The sequence below is a fragment of the Paenibacillus sp. P4_E11 genome (assembly GCF_056401635.1).
The window spans coordinates 1-766 of record NZ_JBFUIX010000628.1; the positions used below are offsets into that span (position 1 = coordinate 1).

The window sequence follows — 766 nt, forward strand, 5'->3', positions numbered from 1 at the left end:
GTACTTTTCTTTAACTTGGCGAATTGCTCCAGCTGAGCTCCCACAGCACCCTGCTCTCCAAGAGGACTGCTAATCGTAACTTGCCCCGCTTGAACYGGGTAAGCGGTAATCCACTGGGGATAGGCCAGCTTCAAGTTTGGCGGGATGTCGGCTAAGAAAAACACATATTCCCCCAAAGGCTCGAACTTCAAGTAGAAGTCGGGGCACCCGGAACTGCCATCACCGCGACTATCAACTGTGGCAGGTAGATAGGCTTGCTTGGGCGCCTCCCCCGGGCCTACATACGCTTTGACTTCAACTGCCGCTTGTCTGCCGTCCTCACTAGTCTTCGTTACAGTTCCGTACAGGATAGCTGTCGAGCCCTCTGACGCTTGTGCGAACGACCATGGCATGGGCGAACAGGCGAATGCGCTTGGAGGAGAGACGAAGTACGAGAGGAAGGTCCCGATGGCGACAATTAGCATCAGTCCTACACCTCTATGAATGAATCTAGGAAGCATGACCGCTCCCCCTTCCTGTTAAGTAATGTTGATGTGCATACAACATACGTCTGCCAACTGTATTAGGTTGCAAAGTTAGATTACTTCTGTAGTTCGCAAATGCCAATCCGTATCGCTCGAAGCCGGATATCGGCCTTCGAGCCCTTGCTGTGGGCGAAACTTGAGCTGTACGGGGATTTTTTCGTCTTACATGCGCTGGACTTCAAACTGCTGAAGCCGGCTGTTCAGATGCAAGCGACCTTCGTATTCAAGTTCGATTCCTAGGT

Annotated in this window: 2 protein-coding genes; one reads left to right on the forward strand and one right to left on the reverse strand. The window is 52.0% G+C overall.

Going from position 1 to position 766, the window contains the following annotated elements; all coding sequences use genetic code 11:
- A partial coding sequence (locus AC1DWB_RS36545) for a hypothetical protein (RefSeq protein WP_477545937.1) occupies nt 1-500 on the reverse strand: 500 nt, incomplete at its 3' end.
- Between the two features lie 99 nt (nt 501-599).
- On the opposite strand from AC1DWB_RS36545, the gene AC1DWB_RS36550 reads away from it, so the two are divergent.
- The gene (locus AC1DWB_RS36550; protein ID WP_477545938.1) at nt 600-764 is read left to right on the forward strand and encodes a hypothetical protein; all 165 of its coding nucleotides are present in this window, start codon (nt 600-602) and stop codon (nt 762-764) included.
- The last annotated feature ends 2 nt before the right edge of the window (nt 765-766 follow it).

Coding starts and splice junctions, on each gene's coding strand:
- AC1DWB_RS36550 (WP_477545938.1), top strand. CDS start 600: ATGCCAATCCGTATCGCTCGAAGCCGGATATCGGCCTTCGAGCCCTTG.